Annotated in this window: 26 protein-coding genes and 1 pseudogene; 11 read left to right on the top strand and 16 right to left on the bottom strand. The window is 68.1% G+C overall.

What is annotated here, in order from left to right; all coding sequences use genetic code 11:
* Positions 1-14 precede the first annotated feature (14 nt).
* From ATK36_RS02240 to ATK36_RS02225, 4 genes are all read right to left on the bottom strand, one after another.
* Positions 15-815, bottom strand: a complete 801-nt coding sequence (locus tag ATK36_RS02240) for a Crp/Fnr family transcriptional regulator (RefSeq protein ID WP_170069552.1) — start codon at positions 813-815, stop codon at positions 15-17.
* A 95-nt stretch (positions 816-910) separates the two neighbouring features.
* Complete coding sequence (locus ATK36_RS02235) at positions 911-1,345, bottom strand: GlcG/HbpS family heme-binding protein (protein ID WP_098509594.1); 435 nt, start codon at positions 1,343-1,345, stop codon at positions 911-913.
* Complete coding sequence (locus ATK36_RS02230) at positions 1,335-1,667, bottom strand: NifU family protein (RefSeq protein ID WP_098509593.1); 333 nt, start codon at positions 1,665-1,667, stop codon at positions 1,335-1,337. The genes ATK36_RS02235 and ATK36_RS02230 overlap by 11 nt, the downstream gene beginning before the upstream one ends.
* Entirely contained in the window at positions 1,664-2,662 is a 999-nt protein-coding gene (locus ATK36_RS02225) for an amidohydrolase family protein (RefSeq protein WP_211291760.1), read from the bottom strand. The genes ATK36_RS02230 and ATK36_RS02225 overlap by 4 nt, the downstream gene beginning before the upstream one ends.
* Before the next feature lie 481 nt (positions 2,663-3,143).
* On the opposite strand from ATK36_RS02225, the gene ATK36_RS31920 reads away from it, so the two are divergent.
* The 3 genes from ATK36_RS31920 to ATK36_RS02215 are packed head-to-tail and all read left to right on the top strand — an operon-like array spanning position 3,144 to position 6,256.
* Entirely contained in the window at positions 3,144-4,106 is a 963-nt protein-coding gene (locus ATK36_RS31920; protein ID WP_170069551.1) for an MBL fold metallo-hydrolase, read from the top strand.
* The gene (locus ATK36_RS02220; RefSeq protein ID WP_170069550.1) at positions 4,103-4,870 is read left to right on the top strand and encodes an MBL fold metallo-hydrolase; all 768 of its coding nucleotides are present in this window, start codon (positions 4,103-4,105) and stop codon (positions 4,868-4,870) included. Before ATK36_RS31920 ends, ATK36_RS02220 begins: the two co-directional genes overlap by 4 nt.
* 48 nt (positions 4,871-4,918) lie before the next feature.
* Positions 4,919-6,256, top strand: coding sequence for an MFS transporter (locus ATK36_RS02215; protein WP_098509590.1), 1,338 nt, complete (start codon positions 4,919-4,921; stop codon positions 6,254-6,256).
* A gap of 678 nt (positions 6,257-6,934) precedes the next feature.
* Here the strand turns inward: ATK36_RS02215 and ATK36_RS02205 are convergent.
* Positions 6,935-7,771 (bottom strand): ArsR/SmtB family transcription factor, encoded by an 837-nt coding sequence (locus ATK36_RS02205; RefSeq protein ID WP_098509589.1) that lies wholly within the window; start codon positions 7,769-7,771, stop codon positions 6,935-6,937.
* 172 nt (positions 7,772-7,943) lie between these two features.
* Here ATK36_RS02205 and ATK36_RS02200 point away from each other — a divergent pair, with 172 nt between their 5' ends.
* A complete protein-coding gene (locus tag ATK36_RS02200) occupies positions 7,944-9,563 on the top strand; it encodes an ABC-F family ATP-binding cassette domain-containing protein (RefSeq protein WP_098509588.1) in 1,620 nt (539 codons plus the stop codon).
* Between the two features lie 228 nt (positions 9,564-9,791).
* Here ATK36_RS02200 and fgd read toward each other — a convergent pair whose 3' ends face one another.
* Entirely contained in the window at positions 9,792-10,796 is a 1,005-nt protein-coding gene (fgd, locus tag ATK36_RS02195) for a glucose-6-phosphate dehydrogenase (coenzyme-F420) (RefSeq protein ID WP_098510281.1), read from the bottom strand.
* A gap of 448 nt (positions 10,797-11,244) precedes the next feature.
* Positions 11,245-11,889 (bottom strand): TetR/AcrR family transcriptional regulator, encoded by a 645-nt coding sequence (locus ATK36_RS02190; protein ID WP_098509587.1) that lies wholly within the window; start codon positions 11,887-11,889, stop codon positions 11,245-11,247.
* 253 nt (positions 11,890-12,142) lie between these two features.
* Between ATK36_RS02190 and ATK36_RS02185 the strand changes: the two genes are divergently transcribed.
* On the top strand, positions 12,143-12,934 hold the full coding sequence (locus ATK36_RS02185) for an ArsR/SmtB family transcription factor (protein ID WP_245914203.1): 792 nt from the start codon (positions 12,143-12,145) through the stop codon (positions 12,932-12,934).
* A gap of 262 nt (positions 12,935-13,196) precedes the next feature.
* On the opposite strand, the gene ATK36_RS02180 is transcribed toward ATK36_RS02185, so the two are convergent.
* On the bottom strand, positions 13,197-13,592 hold the full coding sequence (locus tag ATK36_RS02180) for a hypothetical protein (protein ID WP_141544340.1): 396 nt from the start codon (positions 13,590-13,592) through the stop codon (positions 13,197-13,199).
* Between the two features lie 326 nt (positions 13,593-13,918).
* Between ATK36_RS02180 and ATK36_RS34140 the strand changes: the two genes are divergently transcribed.
* On the top strand, positions 13,919-14,458 hold the full coding sequence (locus tag ATK36_RS34140) for an RraA family protein (protein WP_281258990.1): 540 nt from the start codon (positions 13,919-13,921) through the stop codon (positions 14,456-14,458).
* 541 nt (positions 14,459-14,999) lie between these two features.
* Here the strand turns inward: ATK36_RS34140 and ATK36_RS02170 are convergent.
* Together ATK36_RS02170 and ATK36_RS31915 are read right to left on the bottom strand one after the other, a co-directional pair.
* The gene (locus tag ATK36_RS02170) at positions 15,000-15,368 is read right to left on the bottom strand and encodes a cupin domain-containing protein (protein WP_098509583.1); all 369 of its coding nucleotides are present in this window, start codon (positions 15,366-15,368) and stop codon (positions 15,000-15,002) included.
* 781 nt (positions 15,369-16,149) lie between these two features.
* Entirely contained in the window at positions 16,150-16,305 is a 156-nt protein-coding gene (locus ATK36_RS31915; protein ID WP_170069549.1) for a hypothetical protein, read from the bottom strand.
* A 147-nt stretch (positions 16,306-16,452) separates the two neighbouring features.
* Here ATK36_RS31915 and ATK36_RS02165 point away from each other — a divergent pair, with 147 nt between their 5' ends.
* Positions 16,453-16,728 (top strand): hypothetical protein, encoded by a 276-nt coding sequence (locus tag ATK36_RS02165; RefSeq protein WP_098509582.1) that lies wholly within the window; start codon positions 16,453-16,455, stop codon positions 16,726-16,728.
* Between the two features lie 239 nt (positions 16,729-16,967).
* Here ATK36_RS02165 and crcB read toward each other — a convergent pair whose 3' ends face one another.
* Positions 16,968-17,336 (bottom strand): fluoride efflux transporter CrcB, encoded by a 369-nt coding sequence (gene crcB, locus ATK36_RS02160; RefSeq protein ID WP_098509581.1) that lies wholly within the window; start codon positions 17,334-17,336, stop codon positions 16,968-16,970.
* On the bottom strand, positions 17,333-17,863 hold the full coding sequence (locus tag ATK36_RS02155) for a fluoride efflux transporter FluC (RefSeq protein WP_342751982.1): 531 nt from the start codon (positions 17,861-17,863) through the stop codon (positions 17,333-17,335). The genes crcB and ATK36_RS02155 overlap by 4 nt, the downstream gene beginning before the upstream one ends.
* 137 nt (positions 17,864-18,000) lie before the next feature.
* Here ATK36_RS02155 and ATK36_RS34345 point away from each other — a divergent pair.
* Positions 18,001-18,135: pseudogene (locus tag ATK36_RS34345) on the top strand (IS630 family transposase); the annotation flags it as partial.
* 131 nt (positions 18,136-18,266) lie between these two features.
* Here ATK36_RS34345 and ATK36_RS02150 read toward each other — a convergent pair.
* The 4 genes from ATK36_RS02150 to ATK36_RS02135 form a co-directional block, all read right to left on the bottom strand.
* On the bottom strand, positions 18,267-18,554 hold the full coding sequence (locus tag ATK36_RS02150) for an isoamylase early set domain-containing protein (RefSeq protein ID WP_098509580.1): 288 nt from the start codon (positions 18,552-18,554) through the stop codon (positions 18,267-18,269).
* Between the two features lie 216 nt (positions 18,555-18,770).
* On the bottom strand, positions 18,771-19,625 hold the full coding sequence (locus tag ATK36_RS02145) for a helix-turn-helix domain-containing protein (RefSeq protein ID WP_098509579.1): 855 nt from the start codon (positions 19,623-19,625) through the stop codon (positions 18,771-18,773).
* A 69-nt stretch (positions 19,626-19,694) separates the two neighbouring features.
* Positions 19,695-20,204, bottom strand: coding sequence for a DUF3558 domain-containing protein (locus ATK36_RS02140; protein WP_098509578.1), 510 nt, complete (start codon positions 20,202-20,204; stop codon positions 19,695-19,697).
* Positions 20,205-20,324: 120 nt separating this feature from the next.
* Positions 20,325-20,606, bottom strand: coding sequence for a hypothetical protein (locus ATK36_RS02135; protein ID WP_098509577.1), 282 nt, complete (start codon positions 20,604-20,606; stop codon positions 20,325-20,327).
* Positions 20,607-20,957: 351 nt separating this feature from the next.
* Here ATK36_RS02135 and ATK36_RS02125 point away from each other — a divergent pair, with 351 nt between their 5' ends.
* The 3 genes from ATK36_RS02125 to ATK36_RS02120 are packed head-to-tail and all read left to right on the top strand — an operon-like array spanning position 20,958 to position 22,760.
* Entirely contained in the window at positions 20,958-21,998 is a 1,041-nt protein-coding gene (locus ATK36_RS02125) for an NsdA family TPR-like regulatory protein (protein ID WP_245914200.1), read from the top strand.
* Positions 21,999-22,014: 16 nt separating this feature from the next.
* A complete protein-coding gene (locus tag ATK36_RS31910; protein WP_170069548.1) occupies positions 22,015-22,185 on the top strand; it encodes a hypothetical protein in 171 nt (56 codons plus the stop codon).
* On the top strand, positions 22,182-22,760 hold the full coding sequence (locus ATK36_RS02120; RefSeq protein ID WP_245914198.1) for a GNAT family N-acetyltransferase: 579 nt from the start codon (positions 22,182-22,184) through the stop codon (positions 22,758-22,760). Before ATK36_RS31910 ends, ATK36_RS02120 begins: the two co-directional genes overlap by 4 nt.
* Positions 22,761-23,072 lie beyond the last annotated feature (312 nt).

Here is a 23,072-nt window from a genome sequence, read left to right as displayed (position 1 = left end):
GCGGGCAGCGACCATCATCGGTCGGGCCGCGTGGGCCGACTCTCATTCCCACGCGTACTGCCACGTTTGTCGGAGCTTTCGTACGTGCCACGACCGCCGGTGCTCGCCCAACCCGCCCCTTCGGCTGCCATCGTCTGCGGAGGCAGCCCGGACTCGCCGACGCGCTGCAGGCCGGCTGCATCCAGTACCTCGATCCAGCCGCGGTGCAGCGCGATCGTGCCCGCGTTCTCGAGCCGTTTCATGGCGTAACTGACCGAAACCCGGGTACGGCCGGTAGCGCTGGCGATCTCCTGGTGGGTCAAATGCAGCAATCGGTTGACTTCGGGCGGAGCGTCGGCGCGCCCACTTTCCGCCCACAGTGCGTGCAGAAGTCCGGCGGTCTGCGTCGTGGTGTCCGAGAACGCGGCGAGCCCGACCTGCTCGATCAGGTTGGCGATCTTGCGGTGGGCACGCTGCAGCAACGCGTAGACCAGGTTCGGCTCGGACATGCACATACGCTCGAACTCGCGACGCGGCATCACCCGGACGGCCACTTCGGTGATCGCCACCGCACGCGCGCTCGCCGGCAAGTTGCCCGGTTCACCGAAAATCACCGTGTCGCCGAGCACGCACCCCGTTCCTTTGTAGAACAGCAGCCGCTCAGCGCCTCCCGGATGGCAGGTGGTGACCCGGGTGACGCCGTGTTCGATGAGGAGGGTTTCGTGTTGCGCCCGTTCGACGTCGAACACCACCGACCTCGGCTGGTAGGTCGCGGTCGGACAGTGTGCGAAGTAGGGTGCGATGTCGGGTCCACGTGAATCGACGAACGGCTTCACACGTACCTCCTGCAGACATCCCCGCGAAATGGCCCCACTCAGATCCCGTCGCTTCATTGTGCGCCGCGCGCGCGGCTGGTGCCGCGCCGCTTGTCTCAGCTCGGGTATCCGGCTTGTTCGAGCGCGGCTGTCGCGATCTTCATGTCATCGGTGTAGTGGCCCCCGGACACACCGATGCCGCCGACGACCGCTCCGTTGACCTTCACCGGGTACCCACCACCGAAAACGACGAGTCGCGGCGTGTGCACGATGCCGTCGGCCAGCGGCGCGTCGTCCTTGATGAAGTCGTGCCATTCATGGGAGGCGAGGCCGAACGCGGCAGCGGTATAGGCCTTGTCCTGCGCGATCTGCACGGTCAAGAGTGCGGCCCCGTCCATTCGGACGAAGGCCTTGAGGGTTCCCGCCGGGTCGACGACGGCGATCGTGCTCGCCTGACCGTGTTCCCCGGACGCCGCCGCAGCGGCGTTGACGATTCGTTGAGCGAGTTCGGCGCTGATGGCCGGCTGGTCGAACGTCGGGTTAGCGAGCATGGTCCCCACCTCCGGAGGATCGGCGCCGCGGTGCGGACAGGCTGAGAATCCGGTCGACCGCCGCTTCGGATACGTTGACGTTGGGAGCGCTCACCGAACGCACGCCGGGAACAGCGCGGACGATCGGTGCCACTTTGCTGTAAAAAGTGGCCGCGACAGCGGGACAGGCTTGGCAGGCGCCATCGAAGCGCAGGGTCACATCGCCTTCCGGAGTGATCGACGCACTGGCGACCGCGCCGCCGTGCGAGTCGAGAAACCGGCTGACGTGAGCCTCCAGCGCGGCGTCCACCTTGTGCTGGAGGCCGGGCGGTAACGCACTCATGGCTGCCGCTCGTCGCTGCCGTAGATGGTTTTGAGGGTCTGGCCGACATCGATACCCAGCAGCCGCGCATAGTTCTCGCCGAAGATCTTCCGCTTCGCGTCGCGGGTGATCCGCGGGAAGCCGTAGTCCTCCTGCAGGTTCTGCGGCATGTCCAGCTCGGCGAACAAGTCGATGTAGCCCTGGACATTCGGCCACACGAAAGCCTCGGAACCCCACAGCAGACGGTCGGGGCCGACATACATCAGCGCCTTGCCCAGCCGCTTGAGCGCCTCCCTCGGCATGATCGGGTAAATGTTGATCCACGCCGACAACGCGAGCCATACGTTCTGGTTACGCGATGCGATGCTGATCGACTCGTCGATGTAGGGATCCCCGAGATGGTGAATGACGAAGGTCAACTCCGGGAAGTCGATCGCCGCCTGCTGCAGATCGGTCGGGTTCATGTGTTCCATGCGCTCGGTACCGAAAGGAACGCCCTTATGGAACTGGACGTTGGTGATTCCCAGTTCCAGCGCCTTCTCCCACAACGGGTAGGCGATCTGCCGGTCGTCGATCCGCCAGCTCAGCGAGTTGTCGTGCGCCTGATAGAACTTGAAACTGACCGCACCCCACTCCTCGGCCTGCCTGGTCATCTCCTTCATCGCACCCTCGACGCCCTGGTACAACGGGTCGACTCCGCCGCAGAACAGCACGCGATGGGGAAACGCCTCCTTCAACGCGTACTGCCGATGCGCCGGCGAAAAACCGTCCTTCCACCAGCCGAACAGCGGAACCGTCTGCGCCATCGCGAGGTCGGTCTGCGACTCCTCGAACAGAATCCGCCCCGCCTCTTCGACACTGAGCTCCTCGTCGAGGAAATGATCATTGGCCGGGTACTGCTCATTGGACAGAACCACGCCGAAACCGTGCAGGTTCCGCGCGACCTGTTCCCCCCGGGGGCCGATATTGCTCGGCTTGTTGTCATACATATGCACGACATTATCGAACACGAACATTCCGTCACGCATATAAGAGCGCCTCTCTGAGTTCTTCGCGTGTCGGCCGCCCGCCGAGTCATCAGATCACCGGTGCGGCACTGAAGGACAAGACTGTCGTGACTGCCGGGGGCTGACGTAATTACGCACCGCGCCGACCACTCGCTCGGTGATTGTACACTATCCGAGCCTTCTGCTCCGATGTCAATACTCCCGTCGAACTGGTTTCCGGCCCGCGCCGGCGATCTCGTCCCGGCCCCACTGGTCGCGAACCCGCGGACTCGAGCCACCCGCGTGCGGCTGCGGCTATCGCCTCCACGATCCGCACCCGTAACACTGAAACCCGTTCTTGAACTGCACATAACCTGCAATGTCAAGCATTAGACCGACACGCGGGGGGACCCGGGACACAATGAGCAGAGCTCCTGGCCGACGTTGCGGCCCAGCCTGATCCGTCTGGCTGATCCGTCGCGAAGAGCCAGGGCCCACGGCAGGCGGAAGCTTGCCGCTTTTCACTGATTGTATACGATTTGGATTTTCACTTCTTCGCATCGACGGGAGGAAGATCATCAACGCTGGCTTCACGCGCTCGTTCGGCGCGCATCTGCACGTCGCGCATCTCGCGCATCGATCACAGGCCGCGCAGTCACCTGCCATCCCGGCCCAGCACCGTGACACCGCGGGAACGGCCGCCGTCACCAACGTCTACCTGCTGACGGACGCGGCGCGTTCGCTGCTGGTCGATACCGGGCCCGTGGCCGCTCAGGACCTGGTCCTGAGCTGGCTCGCGGACACGCTGCCCGACTCCAGTGCCTTGTGCGTTGCCGCGCTGCGCATGGGTGAATTCGACTCGATCGCGAACATGCTCGCGGTTGCCGCCAGGTTTCCGATCAAGACCATTTTCGGCGCGCAGGTCGACGGGCTCGAGTGGTTCGACGTACACCCGGAACCAACCTCGCCCGGCGCGCTGCAGGATGCCGTTTACCAGCGAATGTCGTCCCAGGCAGGCATTTCCCTCAGCGACGGCCGGACGGTGGAAGCCGTCCAGCCATTACTTCGGCTGCTCACCACCCACTGGCTCTACGACCCGCTGACCGGCTCCGTGTTCACCTCCGACGCGTTCTCCTACGCCGGCGACGTGGGCTCCGATGGTGATGCGTGGACGGTCAGTGCAGGGTCCGACGCGATAACGGTCGACGATGTGTGCCGGCATCTCGTCCGGACCCGCTATTGGTGGCTTCCCGGTGCCGATACCCGGCCGATCAGCGAATGGCTCGAACAGTTCTTCGCCTGTCACGACGTCGAGCGCATATGCCCTGCCCACGGCGCTGTGCTCGACGGGGCAGGCGTCGTCCAACGCCATGTCGAGCTGCTCCTGGCGGCCCTTCACCGCTTCCGTGCCGAACCGCGTGCTTATCCCTTCGCTCGAGCGGCCACCGCGGCCGGCGGAAAGGTGGCACGATGACCGCCCTGCCACGCCGGCTCGGTCCCGGCCTGTACTGGCTCGGTGACTGCATCAAGACGCAGCACGGAGGCCGCCTCTACCATGCCTACAACTCGGTGTACATCGTGTCGGGTGTGGATCGCTCCGTGCTCGTCGAGACCGGGTTCCCCGCCGACCTGCCGATGCTCGGGCGACAGATCGACGAGCTGCTCGCCTCGGGTGCGGTCGCTCCCGTGGAGTACCTGTTCGTCACCCACCAGGAGACTCCGCACGCCGGTGGGCTCGGGCGTTTCCTCGAGAAGTTCCCGGACGCGGTCGCGGTCGGCGGCGTCGAAGACCTCGACCAGATCTTTCCCCAGCATGCCGAGCGTTTGCGCCTCGTCGGGACGAACGCCGAATTCGATCTCGGTGGGAGATCGTTCCGCATCGCGCCCGGCGTCATCCGGGACCTGATCACCACGTATTGGGGCTTCGACACCCTTACCCGCGCGCTGTTTCCCGGTGACGGGTTCGCTTACAGCCACTTCCACGAGGATGGCCACTGCGGGCTCGTCGCCGAGGAGGCGGCAACCCTCGACGTCCCGGCGATGACCGCGCTGTTCGCCGAATTCGCACTCCACTGGACCAGATTCACCGACGTCGAGCCCTATCTGGTGGAACTCGACCGGCTCATCGCCGACCTCGGCGTCTCCCTCGTGGGCCCCACACATGGCCTGCCCATTACCTCGCTGCCTCAGACCCTTCCGTTGGTAAAGCGAGGATTCCGAGCCGGTGCCGACGTCTGAGCCAGCCCCGTGCAGCTACCCTTTCACCGATACCCGAAGGCTGGAGCCATGGACGTACACCGTCGTACGCGTACGATCGTCAACCGACGCCTCCTCACGGTGCTGTTCGGCATCGCGCTCATCTCGCATATCGACCGATCCAACGTCAGTTTCGCCGCGCTGGACATGAACAGGCAGCTCGGCATCTCCAGCACGGTCTTCGGGTTGGCGGCCGGAATCTTCTTCATCGGCTACGCAGCGTGCGGCCTGCCGCACGCTCACATCCTCGAGCGATTCCGTTCGCACCGCTGGCTCGCCGCTATGGTCGGACTGTGGGGCCTATCGTGCATGACCCTCGCGTTCGTCCCCAACCCCGCCCTGTTCATCCTCTTCAGGTTCCTGCTCGGCGCTGCGGAGGCGGCGTTCATTCCGGCCGCGTACACGTGTATGGCGCGGTTCTACTCGCGCAGTGATCTCGCGGGTGCGACCGCGAAGATCGCCGCTGCCTCGGCGATGGCCTCCGTCGTAGGGGCGCCCCTGGCTGCCGGGATGCTGCAGATCGACTGGGTGGGCCTTGTCGGCTGGCAGTGGCTGTTCGTCCTGCAGGGTGCCCCTGCTGTGATCATCGCACCCTTCGTAGCGCGACTCGTGCCGTATGGCCCCGAGCACGCTCGCTGGCTGCCCGACGCGAACCGCCGCTGGCTGCTCGACCGCAGCGAGCAGGACGACGCGACCGTCGACCTCGCGGGCAGGGGTACTTCTTCGACGGTCTTCGCCAGCGTCATCCGCATGCGACGGGTATGGATCCTGGGCGGCGTCTACTTCTCGGTCAACCTCGGCTTCTGGGGACTGATCTTCTTCCTGCCCCAGATCATCAAATCGGGCTTCTCCCACCTGAGTTCCGCGCAGGTCGCGCTGGTGTCCGGGCTGCCGTATCTCGTCGCCCTCATCACGATGATCTTCTTCGGCCGCACCTCGGTCATGACCGGCGATCGTCGGTGGCATCTGTTCGGACTCCTGCTCGGCTCCGGCGTGGCCCTTTTCGTCGCACTCGAGGTCGGCTCCGCAACCGCGCGCATCGTCGCCCTGGCCGCGGGGATCGCACTGTCCTACTCCGCGATCGGCCTCTACCACGCCGTCACGGCCTCCACGCTCGCACCGAATGTGCGCGCCATGGGCCTTTCGTTGGTGAACGGCCTCGGCCTGCTCGGTGGATTCGTCGGCCCATACCTGTTCGGCTGGCTGCGCGGAATCACCGTCTCGAACACGATCGGCTTCTATTTGTTCAGCGCCGCATTCCTCGTGGGTGCTTTCGTGGTCCTTATTGCTGCTCGGCATTTCCCGGCAGCGTCGCGCGATCAGGCCACAGCGCTGGCGACCCCCGAGCCCAAGGCAACCGCTCTCTGAAGTAACTCCGGCCTTCCACTCGGCAGGGGAAAGCAGCCCGGCCGAGCGGAACGACAATGCGCGGTGCCAGACTCCAGACCGGATCACGCAACACGATCTGGGCCTGACCCGTTCTGACGGACAGGGTCGGTGAGGCGGTGTCAGGCTACCTGACGGTCGGTGGTGTCGTCGTCGGTCGCGCGGTGTCCGGTTTCGTAGGTGCTGGTACGTCGCGGAGAACGTCGGCTGCAAGGTCGCCAAACGCACCCGCGACGCCGCGCCCGGCATGCGCGAACGTTACGAGGCCTGCGCCGAAGCGATGTTTCCTTCAGAACTCCGCGACGGCGACGTAACCGTGTCCGGCGAGGACCTGCTGACCCTGACCATGCGCCGGAACTTCGCGGTGACCATGGTACGGGCGAAGCGGAGGTGCTCGAGATGCGCGACCACCTCGTGGTGTGCGCCAGACCTGTCCCGGGTCTGTGAAGGGGCCCTTCACGGACCTTCACGGACCTACGCCGTCTGCGCAAGGCCCTCACACCGACTTTGCCGACACCCTGGACTCTGAGTCCGTGAAGGTGGCCTTCACGGACGGGCGGCAGAACAGGACCGCAGCACCCGCCGAAACAACCGCACCGGAACGCCGCAGCACCCGCCACCGACGCACGTCCGTCACGAACCGAAGTCCTCCCGCTCGGTCTAACCCGGCCCGGCCAGCAACGCCGACCCCAGCGGCGTGATCCGGTGCACGACCGCCGGCCCACGGCGGCTGCTGCGGATCAGGCCCGCTTCACACAGCACCGCGGCCTGCCTGCTCGCGACGCCGACCGTGGTGGCCATCCGGGCGGCCAGCACGGTCGTCGTGCACGGCGTGCCGAGCTGGCGGAGGCATTCCGCGCGGGTGCGCCCCAGCAGCGCGACCAGGTGATCGGCCGGAGCCGCCTGCTCCGGGGCCGGCTCCGTCCAGGTGACCGGATCGCCCCCGCCGCAGGCCGCGGGCAGCAGCGTCAGGCCTCGCCCGTTCAGGTGCACGGTCCGGTCCCCGGGATACTCGACCAGCAGCGCGTCCCCCTCCCAGCCGAGCACGCCCGGCACCCTGGCGAGCGCGGCGACGGCCCCGCGACGCCCCACCGGCTCGACCGCCCGGATCTGATCCGGGACCAGCAGGACCCCATACGCCGCAAGCAGTTCCCCGGCCGCACCGAGCTCCGCCGCCGGCCCGCACATCCAGCCGGGCACGCAGTCCGGGAACGCCCCGCGCCGGCCGGGGCACACCGGCGCCGCGCATCCGGCCCGGGCCGCCATGTCGACATCCGGAACCCGCCCGGCCCCCGGCAGCACCGAGTGCAGCTGTTCGATCGCGTGCTGCACCACCGCACTCCACCCCCGGCGCTCGCGCTGCCCGCCGGCGCCCGGCCGTCCCACCGCCGAACGCGCCAGGAACAGGCTGAACACCAGCTCCCACATGGGGTCCGCGGCATCGGCGAACCGGACCCGCCGCAGGTCCTCCCGAGTGAACTCCACACGCAGTGTCATCGACGTCCCTCCCCGGCCGTCTCATGAACCTCCAGAGTCGACTGAAAACCGGGCGAGCGCAGCAAGATCGTCCGGTACCACTCGATCGGGCGATTCATGATCACCCGTCGCGACGCGGGCGGGGCGGAAAATCCGAGGCGAGCCCCGGGGCGCGCGCAGTAGGGTCCCACCCATGGGCCATCTCGAAGCCGCGCACCTCGGCTACTGCCTGCCCGACGGCCGGACCCTGCTCGACGACGTCTCGTTCCGGGTCGGGGAGGGCTCGATCGTCGCGCTGGCCGGGCCGAACGGCGCCGGGAAGACCACGCTGCTCCGGTTGCTCTCCGGTGAGTTGCGGCCGGATGGTGGAGCGGTCACGGTGTCCGGCGGCCTCGGCGTGATGGCGCAGTTCGTCGGTTCCGTGCGAGACGAGCGCACGGTGCATGACCTGCTGGTTTCCGTTGCGCCCCAGCGCGTCCGACAGGCCGCCGAGGCGGTGGAGACCGCCGAAGAGGCGATCTTGACCGTCGACGGCGAAGCCGCCCAGATGAAGTACGCGCAAGCCCTGGCCGATTGGAGCGAGGCACGCGGGTACGAGTTCGAGACGCTCTGGGACGTCTGCACCACAGCCGCGCTCGGCATCCCGTACGACCGCGCCCGCGGCCGTCTCGTCCGGACGCTCAGCGGCGGCGAGCAGAAACGGCTGGTCCTCGAAGCCCTGCTGCGCGGCCCGGACGAAGTCCTGCTGCTCGACGAGCCGGACAACTACCTCGACGTGCCCGGGAAACGCTGGCTGGAAGAGCGCTTGCGGGAGACCCGCAAGACGGTCCTGTTCGTCTCCCACGACCGTGAGCTGCTCGCGCGGACCGCGGAGAAGATCGTGAGCGTGGAACCCGGCCCGGCGGGCAGCGACGCCTGGGTGCACGGCGGCGGTTTCGCCACCTACCACGAAGCGCGCCGCGAGCGGTTCGCCCGCTACGAGGAGGTCAAACGGCGCTGGGACGAGAAGTACGCCCAGCTCAAACGCCTCGTGCGGGACATGCAGCAGTACGCCGCGCGCAGCGACGAGATGGCCTCCCGGTACAAGGCCGCGAAGACCCGGCTGCGGAAGTTCGAGGAGGCCGGTCCGCCGCCGGAACCGCCGCGGCGCCAGGACATCCGCATGCGGCTGCGCGGCGGCCGGACCGGCGTGCGGGCGTTCACCTGCACGGATCTGGAGCTCACCGGGCTGATGAAGCCGTTCTCGCTGGAGATCTTCTTCGGCGAACGGGTCGCGGTGCTCGGGTCGAACGGCTCCGGCAAATCGCATTTCCTCCGGCTGCTGGCCGGGGCGGAGGTGGCGCACACCGGGCGGTGGCAGGCCGGGGCGCGGGTGGTGCCCGGCCATTTCGCGCAGACCCACGCCCATCCCGAGCTGTCCGGCCGTCCGCTCATCGACATCCTGTGGACCGAACACGCGAAGGACCGCGGCGCGGCGATGGCCGCGCTCCGCCGCTACGAGCTGGAACGTCAGGGCGAGCAGCACTTCGACCAGCTCTCCGGCGGTCAGCAGGCCCGGTTCCAGATCCTGCGGCTGGAGCTGGCCGGCAGCACCGCGCTGCTGCTGGACGAGCCGACCGACAACCTGGACCTGGAATCCGCGGAAGCCTTGCAGGACAGCCTGGAGTCCTACGAGGGGACGGTCCTCGCGGTCACGCACGACCGCTGGTTCGCCCGCACCTTCGACCGCTACCTGGTCTTCGGCGCCGACGGCGTCGTCCGCGAAACCCCGGACCCGGTGTGGGACGAGGCGCGGGTGGCGCGGGCGCGGTGAGAAGCGGTGTCCTGGGCCGGAACGGCACAGACCCCCAGCGGTCTCTGCCGGCTGGACGGACCACGACGACACCGGCGGCGCTGTGAAGGGGCCCTTCACGGACTCAGAGTCCGTGAAGGGCCCCTTCACCGCCCTTCACAGCCCGGCGCCGGCGAACCACGGCACCCACGACCGTCCACATCAGAGGCACCACTGTCCACAAAGGATACAGTCCGGGTACGGCCGGGATCAGCCGAGCGCGCGCAGTTTCGGCAGCACGTCCTCGGCGAACTGGGCCAGGTAGCGTTCCTGGTCGCCGCCCGGCCCGTGGAAGACCAGGTGGTTCAGCCCCGCGTCCAGGTACGGCTTGATCTGCGCGACCGCCTCGTCCGGGTCCGAGGTCACGATCCAGCGCTTCGCGACCTGCTCCAGCGGCAGCTCGTCGGCGAGGCGTTCCATCTCCTCGGCCGAGGAGACCGTGTGCTTCTGCTCCGCGGTCAGGGAGAGCGGCGCCCAGAAGCGGGTGTTCTCCAGTGCCTGCCGGGGATCGCGGTCATAGGACATCTTGATCTCGATCATCCGGTCCACCCCGGCCGCGTCGCGCTTCGCGGCGGCGGCGCCCTCGGCCATGGCCGGCATCAGTTTCCCGGTGTAGAGGTCCATCCCCTTGCCGGAGGTGCAGATCATCCCGTCACCCGCCCGGCCGGCGTACTTGGCGACGACTGGGCCGCCCGCCGCGACGTAGACCGGCACCGGGCGCTCCGGGCGGTCGTAGATCCGCGCGTTGACCAGCTGGTAGTAGTCGCCCTGGAAGTCGACGCTCTCCTGAGTCCACAGCGCGCGCATGAGCCGGATCGACTCGCGCAGCCGCGCGAACCGCTCCCTGAACTCGGGCCATTCCCGGCCGGACACGGCGATCTCGTTCAGTGCCTCGCCGGTGCCCGCGCCGAGGACCACCCGGTCCCCGGACAGCAGCGCCATGGTGGCGAACGCCTGCGCGATCACCGCCGGGTTGTACCGGAAGGTGGGCGTGAGCACGCTGGTGCCGATCTGCACCCGGCTGGTCCGCTCGGCCACCGCGGGCATCCAGGCCAGCGCCCACGGCGCGTGCCCGCCGTCGTGCCGCCACGGCAGAAAATGGTCCGAGACCCACACCGAGTCCAGCCCCAGCTCCTCGGCCCGGACCGCGAACTCCACCAGCGCTCGCGGCCCGAACTGCTCCGCCGACGCCTTGTACCCGACCTTCAGCTCCACGATCGTCCTTCCCGTCCGCACCGAGTCCACGCGGGATTTCCGTTGCCCGGCCAACCGTACTACCCGCAGATCGCCGCCGGAAAGCTCGCCGGGCATGGTCACGACCTGCCCCGGAGGTCAGCCACCGACTTGCGGGAACCCGGCACGGAAGCCGTCGACGCACCCCCGGCGGGAACCGGTATTTCCGCAACGACACCCGTTCAGCCGGGCAGGAGCACCCCGGCAACGCATCCCGCATGGATCAACGGCCCACCCCGCGACCCGGTCCCCGTATCACCACGACCGTCCGCGAAGCTCGGAGAACTGTTCCCGCACAAGGAAACCCGCTCCACCGGACCAGGAATCCGTCTTCACCGGCCGGAAACCCTCGTTGCCCGGCAATACCGGAATCTCCGGCACCGCGCCGAACCCGCCACGCCCACCGCCGTGCCCCGCACTCGCCCGGGGTTCAGGCCGAGACCGGCGCCGTCCACATCCCGGCGATCACGTCGATCAGCCCGTCCGCCGCGTCCTGCCAGGTGGCGCGCGGGGTCGGGGTACCCTCGGCGAGCGCGCGCTCGCGTTCGGCGGGCACGTGGATCATCAGGTGCCGGGACATCTCGCCGCGTTCCACCCGGATCGGCGCGGGCAGTGCGGGCAGGCACCGGTTGAGCCCCTCGATCACCCGGATCATCACCTGCGAGGTCATCGATTCCCCGACCAGGATCTCCCGCAGCGCCGGATCGGTGGTCACCTGCGCGATGAACCGCGCGTACCAGGTGGGGCTGCCCAGCTCGTCGAGGTGCGCGGTGGAGGGGCGGACCAGGCAGGCGACCCAGTCGCGGATCTCGCCGGAGCCCTCGGCGCGGACCAGCAGATCGGCCCGCAGCCGCTCCATCGGCGCCGCATGCTTGCGGACGATCGCCCGGACCAGATCGGTCTTCGTGCCGAAATGATAGCCGACCGCGGTATTGTTGCCCTGTCCCGCCGCGTCGCTGATCTGCCGGTTGGACACCGCGTGCACACCGTGCTCGGCGTACAACCGCTCGGCGGTCACGAGAATGGCCTCTCGGGTCGCGCTCGCCCGATCCGCCCGAACGCTCTTCCCGCTCATACCCGCCACCTCACTCTCCCGCCGCCCCGCACGGCACCTTCCCCGGTACGGAAATCTACCGCCCCCGACCACATCGGACACGCGTGCGTCCACTTCGGACACCCTGACCGGCGATGCCCACCGGCGCGATACCCCGTCGCACCCCCTGCGTGCTCCGGCCGGGCATCCAGGCAACCAACCCACCCGGATTAAGTCAAGCGCCTGATTCCACCCTGGTTGACTCATGCAGCCGGATACCTGCATAGTGAATGAAGTGGACGTCGAGGATGCGGTGTTCAAGGCGCTGGCCGACCCGACGCGCCGCGCCCTGCTGGACCGGCTGCGCGAGCGCACCGGGCAGACCCTGGGCGAACTGTGCGAACCACTGCGGATGACCCGGCAGTCGGCGACCCAGCATCTGGGCGTGCTCGAAGCCGCCACCCTGATCAGCACCGTCCGCCGGGGCCGGGAGAAGCTGCACTACCTGAATCCCGTGCCACTGTGGGACATCCAGGAACGCTGGATCCACCGATTCGAACGCCCCCGGCTGCGCGCCCTCGGCACGATCAAGGAGCGCGCCGAACGCCCCCGCCCCGTCTACCGGTATGTCACCTATCTGGAAACCAGCCCGCACCAAGTCTGGCACGCCCTGACCGATGCCGACCTGACCGCCCGTTTCTGGGGCCACCGCAACGTTTCCGACTGGCGGCCAGGCTCCCCGTGGCACCACCTCCCCACCGACGGCCACCCCGGCATCACCGGCACCGTCCTGGACGCACTCCCGCCGCACCGCCTCGCACTGACCCTCCCCCGGCCCGGCCCGCTCCCCCCGGCCGGAGCACCGGAAGTCACCTTCGAGATCAAGCCGTACCACGAGATCGTCGAACTGACCGTCACCCACACGAACCTCCCCGAGCACGACCTGGCGACCGCCACGGCCGCCTGGCCCGGGGTGTGCGCGAACCTGAAGTCACTCCTGGAGACCGGGCACGCACTGTCCCGCCCACCGTGGGAAATGCACTCCGGCTCACCAGCCACCGAAGCCCCGGACACGGGGGGCTCCTAACGCCCCCGGCGGGAATCCGCGCCCTTCGCGCGCCTCGATCACAGCCGCCCACCTGCTGGCCAGGCCCAGCAATGTGGCTTCCGTACCTCGAACTCCCAACCCACGCCCCGTGCCCGAATCCCCCACGTCGACACGGGCACGCCGACCCACCTCAACCGCACCACACCCGGCTCACCCACGAGGCGGCCTATCGCCGGCCTCGACGTCCGCGCAGCCGGGCCGGGGCACGAGGTTTTCACCCCGTGCCCCGGCCCTCGGCAGGTCAGTAGCGGTGGGAGGAAGTCCGCCGCGGGCGGATCGCGACGGCGCCAACCAGGCTGGCGATCGCGACGAACGTGCCCACCGCGACGCCGATCTGCGGGCTCGCCACCAGCGCGACCCCGGCAAGCACGGTGCCGCCGACAACGAGCAGCAGGCACACCCGCAGGGTCGGCGCCCACGCCGAGATCACCCCGGCGAGCAACTGCGGCCACGATTCCCGGGTGTCCGGTTTGCGGTGCCGTCCCCGGCCACGCCGGGCCAGCACCCGGGCGCCGGCCTCGATCATCTCCTCGCGGCTGGCGATCCGCCGCTCCGGCACGGCGGGCAACCGGTCCACGACCACACTGACGCGGCGGCTGCGGTCTGGCTTCTCCAGGATCGGCGACGGTACACTCATGAGGTCCATTTCCTCGTCTTCCAGGCAGGTTCAAGGACTCCGTGGCCCCCTGTGTCCGCAGGGGGCCACGCCTTTCGGTACTCCGGCGATGCCGGTAGCCACATCCTGGCCGGAACGCTGCGTTACGAAGAGGGCGTACCCGCAGTGTCGCGCCGAGCGGTATTTCACCGTCGCCCAGCGGTTCGAGTGACGCGCCCCACTACTCCCCGCAATCACTCGGACGAGGGACCTCAGGCGCCCGGATCACCGATCACCGCGTTCTGCATTCACTCCGGCACCTGCACAATCCCGGGAATCTGCACGTTCATCCGCACGTACGGCCGCTATTGCCGGCCCTGCCCCCGCGGGACGGCCGGACCGGAACAACCACGAGACGTCACCACCCGGGAGCCGGCGCGACTTCCCGCTGTTCACCCATCAGAGCGACCACGCAGAGTGAAGTCCGCACCGGACACGGCCGTCCTCGCTACCCGGAACGCCACGAGCCCACGCCCCGGACCGCACCGGCCCCGCTCGAACCACCCCAAGCCCCGCACGGTCGCCACGGATCCACCACGAACGCCGAAGTCCGCGACCTGGGCTTCCCCGTGTTCGCGCGTGGCGTGATCCCGATCCCCGGCGCCAAGGCCGCCGCCACCGCATTGGGCGAACCCGTCCACTGCGCCGGGGTCACGGTATCCCCCGGCGACGTCGTCGTGGCCGACGAGGAAGGCGTGGTCGTCGTCCCCGCCGCCGGCTCGGACCAGGTGCTCGCCGACGCCCTCGCGAAGCTGGCAAAGGAAGCAGCGCAGACCCTCGGCCAATGGGAAGCCGACCACCGCGTCCGGATCGATGCCGCGCTCCGGGCCGCTGGGTTCACCGGCTGACTTCGGTATCCCGGGTATAGCCAGCCGACCGGCGTATCCGAGCACCTCGCACGGTCCCGCCCGGGCGGGACATGCCGGGCCAGACATTGCCTGGCCCGGTTGGGCGAGCGCCGGTGTTCTGCAGGCTGACAGGATCGGCCCGGTCCCGGTGCAGAGCGGGCATTCCGGTCTCCGGGACGCAAGCCGGGCGCGGCGGTGGCAAACCTCATCAAACCCCAACCGTGCAGCAGACGGCACGCCAGTTCGAGCCACGCACCCTCGCCACACGCTGTGACGCGATGGCTCGCTGGGACCCGTATCGCTCTCGGGCTCGGCCGTGGAACCCCTGGCCGGCCTCGGCAATGGCGCGGCCGGCATCGATCACGCGATGCGCCTCGTCCTTGTATTCGGCCGTGCACGACCGAGGTTTCCGAACAGGCATGATGGACACCGATCCAAGGGGAACCTCAAGGGGGCAGATGCCCCATCCACATCGCAAGATCGGGCGGTGAGGCGACCGAACGGAAATACCTGCCGCTCGGTCGCCTCGGGGTTTACCTGTTTAAGCCTTTTGCTTGGCGTAGTCGGTCATGCCTTGCCAGTCGATCACCACGCACGGCTCGTCGCCCACGACCCATCCGTCGTGTCCTGGCGGGATGAGCATGAAATCGCCGGCCCCGAACGTGGCTTCCTCCCCGTCGTTCATCCTGACGGTCATGGACCCAGAAATGACGTAGCCCCGGTGAGGCACCTCACAGCTCTCGGTTCCCGCGATCGGCTTCACATGTTTGGACCACTGCCAGCCGGGCCTGAACGTAGCGCGCGCCACCGCGCCTTCGTCGAGGTTGACCATCTCCAGCTGGCCTCGGTCATCCTGGAAAGGCCGCACCTCTTCCGGGCTGTCCAGGCTCATTCTGCGAATTCCCGCCATAACGACCTCCTTATCGCCTTCCCGCAAGGTTTCCGGTTGGAGAGTCCCCTGAGGTCATCGTCAGCAACCACAGCCGGTGCAGGCTAGGGTCTGAAGTCACCACTTCATCGGACGGGCACTGTGGACCTCGAGCAGTCTCGGCGCCGTCGAGGCGGTCGCTGCGCGGACAGCCTCAGGTCGATCCTTGCTGCTCAGTACTTCTCGCCACCAGCGTTGAGCAGTTGCCCTCGCAGGAAACAGTCACCGGTACCTGATCGCGCTTTCTCGGATCCCCGGGTCAACTGGTATCCAGCCGGCGTACATCTACGCCGATCCGACCCCAGCACAGCACCACGAGCCTCAAGCGTCCGGAGTTCTACAGCCTTGGCCTTGTTCTTGGCTACCGTTGTGCGAATTCGCCGACGGTGGCCGATTGCACGGAGAACCGGGCGACGATCGGCCCGCCGGACACCGTCACGTACACCCCGGCCCTCGCCGCCGGAAGCCGCCTGCCGCACGTATGGCTACCGGACGGGACCACCTCGGGCAAGGCTTTGCAGTCCTGGCGAAGGACGGCGAGAGCGCAGAACGCGTGCGGCGGGAAGTGTCCCGGGCCGAAGCCGCACGAGTGAACCTGCCGGCGCTGGTGAGCCCAGCCCACCAGCGAACATCTCGAGCCGCTCCGCCCGGAGGAGGGCACACCTTCCTACCGACCTGAGGGAGGAGGCCCGGGTCGATCCGTGCGGCTCGAGCACGGGACTGCCGCAATCGCTCTACCAGGCATTCCCGACTCGGGGACACCTCACTCCGGTCCGGGTTCCGAGTCAGGCGGCAGGGGCTCGGGTTCGGGCAACGGGCGGTCCGGGCCGGGCGAGGGCAGAATCGGGTCCGGGGTGCCGGGCGGGGCCGGAACCGGTTCCGGCGGGGCGGGTGGCGCGGTGAGGCAGGCACCGGACATCGGCAGCTCCTTCCGTGGGCCGGGAGGCCGGCTCCCGGCCGTCCCCTTCGGACTACCGCGGATCCGGCACCGTGAAACCTCCCGCAGGCCCGGCGCGGTCGAGTAGGGTCGGAGGCGGGACCGCGGACGAGAGACGGAGCGAGCACCATGAGCACGGACACACCCGGCGAGCAGCCCACCGACCCGGCGCTCGGGCAGGGCCCGGCCGTACCGGAGCCGGACTACAGCGAGGGCGGCGTACCCTCCTACGACTACGTGCGCGACCGGATCGAAAAGCGTTACACCACCTCGCTCGGCTCGCAGGACGTGGCGGGCATCGGCGGACCGGAGACGATCGAGTCACTGGACAAGAAGATCGCCGACCGGGACAAGGCGGCCAAGGACAAGCTCGCCGAGATCCGCCGCTCGCTGGGCAAGGAGTGACCCGTCAGTCCACAGAGGACTGTCCACAGTGGTGACTGCGCCGGGGTGGGCAACCGCGTGCGCGTCCCCGGCTGGGCCCACGCGGCAGGCAGATCGCCGATCAGGGCGGGCCCCGTTCTTCGAGGAGACCGTACGGCTCACTATGGCCGTGGTGGCCAGCGAGTTCGAGCGCCAGGGGTTGCTCGCCGGCGACGTGCTGGGCGAGTTGATCGATTGGGCCCACGGCACGATCTGGGCTGTCACCCGACCAGGGCGTGCACGGTTTGATAGGCGAAAGCGGCGCCGCCGACCCCGGCGGCGAGGCTGACCACCACGTTCGCCGCTGCGGCGAAGTAGGCCCGCCGCTCGGTCAGGCGGACCGTCTCGTAGCCGAAGGTGCTGTACGTGGTGAGCGCGCCGCAGAACCCGGTGCCGAGCAACGCGAACAGCGGCGCGGGCACCGCGCTCCCGGCTCCGGCGAGCCCGCCCAGCACGAGACAGCCGAACAGGTTGACGGTGAACGTGCCCCACGGGAACAGCGACTGATGCCGCGACTGCACCGCCTGGTCGGTGAGATACCGCAGCGGCGCACCGACTGTGGCGCCGAGGAAGATGAGCAGCACGGTCATCGGGCCGCCACCCCCGACACAGCTTTCCGGGTGACCGCGTGGCCGAGCAGCACCGCCAGCAGCGCCGCGACCAGCGTGCCGGCCAGATAACCGAAGGCGAGCGGAACCGTATCCGGAGCAAGCAGGCCACGAATCTCCACCGCGTAGGTGGAGAACGTGGTGAACCCGCCGAGGATGCCGACGCCGAGAAACGGCCGCACCAGCCGGTGCGCTTGCCAGGTCTCGGTGACCAGCACCATCAGCACGCCGATCAGGAAGCAGCCGGCGACGTTCGTCAGGAAGGTCGCCCACGGGAACCCGCCGGGTGCCGTCGGGAGCACCTCCGCCAGCCCGTAACGGGCCAGCCCACCGAGCCCGCCGCCGAGCGCGATCACGCCCAGCACCGGGCCGTGATGCCGGACGAGTTCGCTGCGCTGGGCCGGAACACGCAGGTCGACATCGGGGTCGATCGGCTCCACCAGCGGCGGCACCTCGGCGAAACGGGACTTTTCGGGCAATGCCTCATCCGATGCGGCCTGGTCGGGCACGGTCTTCTCCTACTCCACGGACGCAAGGGTCACGGTCGAGTAGGGACTGTTGGCGGCCATGACCGCAGTTGTCCTGGATCTCCAGGAGCGGCGAGCCCCACCGCCGCGCTCATGGAGTTTACCGGATCATTTCGCGGGCTCCCGCAGCGCGAGTCCGACAAGCCCACGCCTTCTTCCGCGACCACACCACCGAACAGATGCTCACCACCGCCGCACCATGGACCTCACCGTGGCTACCCGAGAATTACGGACAAGACTTCTGGTCAGGCGCTGAGCCTGGCCAACCCACTGCCCGAGGCGAGGCGGCGCGGCGGCGCGCGGCCCGAGGCGAGGCGGCGCGGCGGCGCGCGGCGAGGCGGCGCGGCGGCGCGCGGCCCGAGGCGAACTACCCCGGGTCCCGGGGTCAGTCCGCGACGAAGAGGCAGTCCGCTCCGTCGCGGGCCGCGACGTCCGGGTCGTCGAGCCAACGGCCACCTTCGGCGAGGTAGCGGAACCGCAGCCGCGCGCCCGGTACCACCTCGACCGCCGCGGAACGGGTGCCGTTGGAGCGCTTGCGCAGCTCGTGGCATCCGGGCTGCCAGTCGTTGAAGTCGCCGACGACGCTCACCGCGCCGGGCGGGGTGTCCGCCGGAAGGATGAACGTCACCCGCCGCACCTGCCCGCTGCCGTGGCCCCGGCTGGTCTTGATCACGCGAGATACCCCTTCCGTCGCGGTGGATTCGTGCGTTCTGAATCGTTCCACAACGGTGGTCGCGTACCCGGTCGCGAACGTCGCCGCGTCCGGGTGAACCGCCTGGAAAGCACGCTGTGAAGGGGCCCTTCACGGACTCTGAGTCCGTGAAGGGCCCCTTCACAGCTTTGGTGGTGCCGGGAGTGCGTGGCCGCGCTGGTCCGGTTGGGCGGTGTGCTAGTGGTGTTCGGTGGGGGTGTATGTGGTGGTGTATGTGGTGGTGGTGTCGCCGATGGTCATGGCGGATTCGGTGGGTGTCATGGCGATTTTGTCGAGTCGGTCGATGATGTCGCGGTGCTCGCCGTGGTCGTCGGGGAGGAAGGTTCCGGCGTTGCGGTGGGAGATGTAGGCGACGGTCGCGGCGGGGGTGTCGTAGAGGGTGAAGGGGCCGGACCGGCCGGGGTGCTCGTCGATGTCGTCGGGCACGATACGCACGGTCGTTCCGGTTGTGGGGACGATCAGCATGTCGAGCTGTCGGCGCATGATCTCCGGTGTGCCGACAATGTTGGTGAGGGCTGAGGCGCCGATGAACGCGGTGAGCGGGGTAGCGTCCGGGCCGTGGATGATGTTGCCGCTTTCGGTGCGCAGCGCCACCAGTTCCCGGCTGTCCTCGGCGTCGATGCCTTGCGCGTGGAGCGCGGCGAGGGTGTAGTCCGGGATTTGGAGCAGGTCCGGGATCTGCAGGGGATGCCAGGCGTGGATCTTGGTGGCGAGTGTTTCGCAGTCCCTCAGCGCGGCGTGGTGGTCGCGGTTGTTCAGGTTGCCGGGCAGGATCAGGCCGGGGCCGGTGAGGCGGGCCAGGTGCAGGATCCGCTGTTTTTCCTCACCGGTGACGCCCAGCGCGCCGAGGATCCCGGCCACGTCGTCTCGTTTGGGTGTGCGTTCCCCGAGTTCCCAGTTCGACAACAACGCGGGGTTCACCCCGACCCGCCGGGCCAGTTCCCGGACCCCGAAGTGCGCGTCCTTCCGGGCGGTGCGTAAGGCGATACCCAGCAACCGGTTCCGGAACGCACCTCTGACTGTGGTTCCCACGTGCCTTACCCTTCACATTCTCGGTGTCGTGGATGGAAATTACGAGACAGCAACGGGCGGTCCCACGCCTCAGCGCCCCGCTTTCGCTGTGAGCGTGGTGACCACGTGGCCGGCGATGATGGCTGCGATGTCGCAGGAGTCGACTTTGCCGACGTTGTAGCTGCCGAGGCCGAGCCCGATTTGGAAGTCGAGGGTGTCGGCGAGCCCGACCGTGAGATGGCAGCTCCGGGTTTTCGGTCCTGGCTGGGTGTCGTAGGCCACGGCGGGGAAGCCCTGGATGGGCGGGAGTACGTCGAACCGTTTCATCTGGGACTTGACCTGCTTGTAGATGATACTCAGGCCCTCGTGCTGCGTAGCCGTGAAATAGATCAACAGCACGGACCCGCCGTTGCCGTCCCAGCTGCATACCGGTCCGAGGGCACCGTCCTCGAATTTTCCGGGGATCCCGGGCCCGACGTCGTCGTGGATCTGTTCCGGGCTGAGTGCTTCACAGGGGCTGCCCGACAGCACGGAGTCCGGTAGTGGGTGCGCGACCTTGGGTGCGCGACCTTGGGTGCGCGACCTTGGGTGCGCCACCATAGGGCGGTATCTCCTTCAACAGCAGGGGATTTCTCGCCGGGGCCGGGACACCGGGAGCGACGCTCGAACAAGCCGTGAGCACCAACACCGAACACGCCAGAATCATCGGACGACGCAACATCAGCGCCTCCCTGGCCGAGTCCGAGGATGCAGCCCCGGATGGTCGGCACGAATCTCGTAACCGAGACGACGGCGCTCCTGCACATCGCAGTGCAGGCACTGCGCCGGTACACCGTCACGGCCCCGCTCGGACGACGGCACGAACACCACCGGACCCGCGGCCCCGCACGGCGTCGTGATCTCCTCACCCGGCGCCGGGACCACCGAGAGCCCGGCCAGATGCCAGACCCCGTCGATCACCGGACGCGCCACCGTCAGGTCGATGTAGATCAACGCGCTCACCGCCGAACCTCACTCACGCAGGCCGGATCCGGCTCAGCGTCGGCGAATCCAGCCACGTCGACCTCGCTCCGGTGATGCCGCTCCGGATACGCGACATCGCCCGAACACCACGGGATAAGCCACTGCACCGACGGATCAGCCAGATCCCGCTTCCAATAAAGGTGCGCGATCTCCCGGCCGCCGTCGGTCCGATCGACATGCACCCGCCACGCCAGATCCGAGGACGACGCACGACAGCACCGTGACTGCCGTCCCAAAGCGCTCGTTTCCATGACACCGAGCGTCGTAGGTCGGCAACTCCGTGTGCAGGGAAGATCGCCGGGAAGATCGGGGAAGCCGTAGACTTGACCGGTGCCCAGGCAGCCGAACGATCGCTTGCGCCTCGCTCGCGAGGCCATGCCGTCGCGCGTGTACCCAGGCACCGTGATGGGCCGGGACGAGCTGGCGGGCCTCGTGCGTGACTGGATCACGGCCAACGACCCCGATCGCCGGTTGTCGGCATTCGACGGGAACCACCTCGGCAAGCTCGAACGCGGTGCTGTCCGGCGTCCGTCCGCGATCGTGCGCGCGGCGCTGTGCGGTGTGCTCGACGCCAGTGAGCACGACCTGGGCTTGATCCCGCAGCACGACGAAGAACGCCTCGCGGCGGCGCTGTCCGGCCGCACGCATACCGACCACAAGACCCTCGACGCGATCGCCGAAGTGCTGGCGAGCGTCCGCCGGCTGGAGGACGCCACGAGCGCGGCCGAGGTGATCTCGACCGTGCATGCGCAGCGGTCGATAGTGACCAGGCTTGCCGAGAACTCGCGCGGGAAAACTCGTGCCGAGGCCGTCGGACTGCTGGCCGAACTCGAGCAATACCTGGGTTGGCTGAGTATCCCGATGGACCGGTGGGATGACTCCCGCAGGCACCTTGATCGGGCTGCGGTGTACGCCCTGGAAGCCGACGACCCGGAGCGGCTGGCGATGGCTCTGTCGTTCTCGGCGTACCGAAATCTGCGCCGGAACAGCCTCCGCAGCGCCGAGGCACTCAACGCAGCGGCCGGGCGGGACGAGCGGGTGAACATCGGCCTGCGTACATACACCGAGTTCCAGCGCGCCGAGGTGCTGGCCCGGAACGGGCTCAAAAGCGATGCACTGCAAGCGCTCGCGTCGGCCGACCGGTTGATGAGCCATCTGCCGGACAGCTCGGACGAGTTGCCCGCATCCGCGTACTGGTATGTGCCCTCGTTCTTCCACGGGCAACGGGCGTTCGTCCTGCACGCCCTCGGCGATGACAAGCACGCTGCCCGAGTCGCCAGAGAAGCCATCGCCGCGATGCCCGCAGCCTGGCGCGAGGCCGAATGGGCAGGCCGACGCACAAAACTGGCCCTGCTCGACGGGCGAGTTTGAAGGTGCCAGCGAAGCGATGGAAGCAGTTCTGGATCTGCCGACGGCTCAGCGCACACACGGAGTGGTTGTTGCCGTGCACCATGTCCAACGGCATCTCGGTCAGGTGGCTGCCCAAAGCCGGGCCGTCAACGAGCTGGGTGACTCAATGAAAACGTTCGCCTCGCAACGATTGGCGCTGCCGCAGTGACCACCCACCAGGCCGATGACGCTGGCACCTGCGTGACGCTCTCCGGTAGCCTGACCCGACTGCGGGAGTTCCGCTCGTCTGACGGGGACGACGCGTTCACGATCGTCGGAGACGACCGGGTCACGCGGTTTCTGTCGTTCGACAGCAGAACCAGGGATGCAGCGCAGACGATGATCGATGGCGCTGTGGAGCGGGCGCAGGTCAGGCCAAGGACCGAGTACTACTTGGGCATGACCAGGCTCGACGATGACCGGCTGATCGGCTTCTGCCGCCTCGGCTTAACCGGCGTCAAGGCTGCAAAACTGGGATACGCGGTCGTAGCCGAGCAATGGGGGAAGGGCTATGCCACCGACGCGGTACGCACGGCGCTCGGCTTCGCATTCGGGCCGCTGGACCTTCACCGGGTTACCGCCGCGATCGGCCCCGACAACGGAGCCTCCCAAACGGTGGTCGAACGCCTGGGATTCGTTCGCGAAGGCGTCCTCCGGGATCACGTGTTCACCAACAACGCATGGCGAGACTCGGTCCTGTACTCGGTTCTTGCTACCGAGTGGACAGAGAAAGTGTCCAAGTGAGCTTCCCGTCAATGATCAGCGCGGCCGTGAAGCTTCCTGGCGTGCCAGCAGGCGACCCAACGGACTTTGCAGTGCTAGCCGCAGACCCCACATGGTTTCGGACCCTAAGTTGCAAAGCCGCTAAGGACCCCTTCACAGCTTTGCGGGGCACGGGCGGGGGGTCGGCCACGGTCCACTCGGCGTGGCATCCACGAGCGGTGGATCATCCCCACCCGGCCGGACGCGCCGAACCACACCGCACTGCGCCGTTCACCCGCGTGCATTCCTCTCCGGTCGATGTCCCCGCCGTCCGACCCCGTCGCATCGCACCCC

It is taken from the genome of Amycolatopsis sulphurea (genome assembly GCF_002564045.1).
Classification (GTDB): Bacteria; Actinomycetota; Actinomycetes; order Mycobacteriales; family Pseudonocardiaceae; genus Amycolatopsis; species Amycolatopsis sulphurea.
This window is presented reverse-complemented; position numbering and strand designations above follow the sequence as displayed.

Bases quoted from the DNA above. Each gene is read 5' to 3' on its own strand.
- ATK36_RS02165 (WP_098509582.1), top strand. From the start codon at position 16,453: ATGAGCACGGACACACCCGGCGAGCAGCCCACCGACCCGGCGCTCGGG.
- ATK36_RS02205 (WP_098509589.1), bottom strand. From the start codon at position 7,771: ATGACACTGCGTGTGGAGTTCACTCGGGAGGACCTGCGGCGGGTCCGG.
- ATK36_RS02190 (WP_098509587.1), bottom strand. From the start codon at position 11,889: ATGAGCGGGAAGAGCGTTCGGGCGGATCGGGCGAGCGCGACCCGAGAG.
- ATK36_RS02180 (WP_141544340.1), bottom strand. From the start codon at position 13,592: ATGAGTGTACCGTCGCCGATCCTGGAGAAGCCAGACCGCAGCCGCCGC.
- ATK36_RS02220 (WP_170069550.1), top strand. From the start codon at position 4,103: ATGACCGCCCTGCCACGCCGGCTCGGTCCCGGCCTGTACTGGCTCGGT.
- ATK36_RS31915 (WP_170069549.1), bottom strand. From the start codon at position 16,305: ATGTCCGGTGCCTGCCTCACCGCGCCACCCGCCCCGCCGGAACCGGTT.
- ATK36_RS02200 (WP_098509588.1), top strand. From the start codon at position 7,944: ATGGGCCATCTCGAAGCCGCGCACCTCGGCTACTGCCTGCCCGACGGC.
- ATK36_RS02235 (WP_098509594.1), bottom strand. From the start codon at position 1,345: ATGCTCGCTAACCCGACGTTCGACCAGCCGGCCATCAGCGCCGAACTC.
- ATK36_RS31910 (WP_170069548.1), top strand. From the start codon at position 22,015: ATGGAAGCAGTTCTGGATCTGCCGACGGCTCAGCGCACACACGGAGTG.
- crcB (WP_098509581.1), bottom strand. From the start codon at position 17,336: ATGACCGTGCTGCTCATCTTCCTCGGCGCCACAGTCGGTGCGCCGCTG.
- ATK36_RS02225 (WP_211291760.1), bottom strand. From the start codon at position 2,662: ATGTTCGTGTTCGATAATGTCGTGCATATGTATGACAACAAGCCGAGC.
- ATK36_RS02215 (WP_098509590.1), top strand. From the start codon at position 4,919: ATGGACGTACACCGTCGTACGCGTACGATCGTCAACCGACGCCTCCTC.
- ATK36_RS02140 (WP_098509578.1), bottom strand. From the start codon at position 20,204: ATGGTGGCGCACCCAAGGTCGCGCACCCAAGGTCGCGCACCCAAGGTC.
- ATK36_RS02230 (WP_098509593.1), bottom strand. From the start codon at position 1,667: ATGAGTGCGTTACCGCCCGGCCTCCAGCACAAGGTGGACGCCGCGCTG.
- ATK36_RS02170 (WP_098509583.1), bottom strand. From the start codon at position 15,368: ATGGCGGGAATTCGCAGAATGAGCCTGGACAGCCCGGAAGAGGTGCGG.